This window comes from Sphingomonas sp. Leaf30, assembly GCF_001422525.1.
GTDB classification, from domain to species: Bacteria; Pseudomonadota; Alphaproteobacteria; order Sphingomonadales; family Sphingomonadaceae; genus Sphingomonas; species Sphingomonas aerolata.
This window is the reverse complement of the sequence record NZ_LMKZ01000007.1, coordinates 2,501-5,524: the sequence shown is the minus strand read 5'-3', so window position 1 is coordinate 5,524 and position 3,024 is coordinate 2,501. Positions and strand designations below refer to the sequence as shown.

Below are 3,024 nucleotides of genomic sequence, written 5' to 3'. Positions count from 1 at the left end.
GTGACCAATCCCTCGACGGCGAGGGGATTGGCAATCTGGCGTCGTCTTAATCATCCGCACTATCGTCTGACGTGCTGGGCGAACCCAGTGTTGTCATTGATGGTGTGAGACTCTCAAGCGCGAATAGAGCAATTAGTATCGGTTAGCTCCATGCGTTACCGCACTTCTACATCCGATCTATCAACGTCGTGGTCTCCGACGGCTCTATGAAATCTTATCTCGAGGGAGGCTTCCCGCTTAGATGCTTTCAGCGGTTATCCCGTCCATACATAGCTACCCAGCTGCGCTCTTGGCAGAACGACTGGTACACCAGAGGTATGTTCAACCCGGTCCTCTCGTACTAGGGTCAACTCCTCTCAAATTTCGACGCCCACGGCAGATAGGGACCAAACTGTCTCGCGACGTTCTGAACCCAGCTCACGTACCACTTTAATTGGCGAACAGCCAAACCCTTGGGACCTGCTCCAGCCCCAGGATGTGATGAGCCGACATCGAGGTGCCAAACAACCCCGTCGATATGAGCTCTTGGGGGTTATCAGCCTGTTATCCCCGGCGTACCTTTTATCCGTTGAGCGATGGCCCTTCCACGAGGGACCACCGGATCACTATGACCGACTTTCGTCTCTGCTCGACTTGTCAGTCTCGCAGTCAGGCGGGCTTATGCCATTGCACTCTAACAGACGGTTTCCGACCGTCCTGAGCCCACCATTGCGCGCCTCCGTTACTCTTTAGGAGGCGACCGCCCCAGTCAAACTACCCGCCACAGAGGGTCCCTGTTCCGGCTTACGGAACGAGGTTAGACATCAGAAACAAACAGGGTGGTATTTCACCTATGGCTCCACATCAGCTGGCGCCGATGCTTCAAAGCCTCCCACCTATGCTACACAGTTTCTTCCTAATGCCACTCTGAAGCTGCAGTAAAGGTGCACGGGGTCTTTCCGTCTAACCGCGGGTACTCCGCATCTTCACGGAGAATTCAATTTCGCTGAGCATGTCCTGGAGACAGTGGGGAAGTCGTTACGCCATTCGTGCAGGTCGGAACTTACCCGACAAGGAATTTCGCTACCTTAGGACCGTTATAGTTACGGCCGCCGTTTACCTGGGCTTCATTTCAGAGCTTGCACCCCTCCACTTAACCTTCAGGCACCGGGCAGGCGTCAGGCCCTATACGTCGTCTTGAAGCCGACTTAGCAGAGCCCTGTGTTTTTGCTAAACAGTCGCTACCCCCTGGCCTGTGCCCCCTCAAAGTGCTTGCGCATAGTGAGGGCCTCCTTCTTCCGAAGGTACGGAGGCAATTTGCCGAGTTCCTTCAGGACACTTCTCTCAAGCGCCTTGGTATACTCTACCTGACCACCTGTGTCGGTTTCGGGTACGGTCTATACGGTGGGGCTATTTCCTGGAACCATTTCGAAGCCATCCCAATCCGATAAGGGATGACAACACACATGATCCGTCACACACCACCAGGCCCACGAATATTAACGTGGTTCCCATCGACTACCCCCTTCGGGCTCGTCTTAGGGGCCGGCTCACCCTGCGCGGATTAGCCTTGCGCAGGAACCCTTGGTCTTTCGGCGAGAGGGCATCTCACCCTCTTTATCGCTACTCATGTCTGCATTCGCACTTCCGATACCTCCACGACCCATTACCAGATCGCTTCACAGGCTTACGGAACGCTCCGCTACCGCGTACCACATAAGTGGCACACCCTAAGCTTCGGCACGTATCTTGAGCCCCGTTACATCTTCGCCGCAGGACCTCTTGTTTAGACCAGTGAGCTGTTACGCTTTCTTTAAAGGATGGCTGCTTCTAAGCCAACCTCCTGGTTGTTTTGGAAGTCCCACATGCTTTCCCACTTAGATACGATTTGGGGGCCTTAGCTGTAGGTCAGGGCTGTTTCCCTTTTGACGACGGACCTTAGCACCCGCCGTCTGTCTCCCGCATATCACTCTTAGGTATTCGGAGTTTGGTTAGGTTTGGTAGATCTCGCGACCCCCTAGCCCATCCAGTGCTCTACCCCCTAAGGTGTTCGTGCGAGGCACTACCTCAATAGTTTTCGCGGAGAACCAGCTATTTCCCGGCTTGATTGGCCTTTCACCCCTAAACACAACTCATCCGGTAACTTTTCAACGTTAATCGGTTCGGACCTCCAGTGCATGTTACTGCACCTTCATCCTGGTCATGCCTAGATCGCCGGGTTTCGGGTCTAATACATCAAACTCTGGCGCCCTATTCAGACTCGCTTTCGCTGCGCCTACACCTATCGGCTTAAGCTTGCTTGATACATTAAGTCACAGACCCATTATGCAAGAGGTACGCTGTCAGGCCATAAAAGCCCTCCAACTGCTTGTAGGCAATCCGTTTCAGGTACTGTTTCACTCCCCTCATCGGGGTGCTTTTCACCTTTCCCTCACGGTACTAGTTCGCTATCGGTCATGTACGAGTATTTAGGCTTGGAGGGTGGTCCCCCCATGTTCAGACAGAATTTCACGTGTTCCGCCCTACTCGAGTCCTGAATTCTCACTTTCGTATACGGGGCTGTCACCCGCTATGGCGTCACTTTCCAGAGACTTCTACTAGTTGAAATTCAGGCACTGGCCTGGTCCGCGTTCGCTCGCCACTACTAACGGAATCTCGGTTGATGTCTTTTCCTCCAGCTACTGAGATGTTTCAGTTCGCCGGGTTCGCTTCACGAAGCCTATTTTATTCAGCTAAGTGATACCTAACCTAATTAACCCAATACACTGCGTTACCGCAGCGCTTGGATTAATCGGGATAGGTGGGTTTCCCCATTCGGAAATCGCGGGGTCAAAGCTTGCTCACAGCTCACCCGCGCTTATCGCAGCGTGCCACGTCCTTCATCGCCTGTACATGCCAAGGCATCCACGAATTGCCCTTACCTCACGCTTGAGAGTCCACACCACCAACGACATCACTGGGTGCGTTCCAGAGGAACGTCACCAACTCGGCAGAGCAGTGCGCGTTAGCTTTTGTCAGGTGCGGATGATTATAATCTCAGCCAGA

1 rRNA gene is annotated in these 3,024 nt (G+C 53.5%); it reads right to left on the bottom strand.

The window, feature by feature from the left end:
* Window positions 1–112: 112 nt before the first annotated feature.
* A 23S ribosomal RNA gene (locus tag ASE89_RS10630) occupies window positions 113–2,910 on the bottom strand.
* Between the last annotated feature and the right edge of the window lie 114 nt (window positions 2,911–3,024).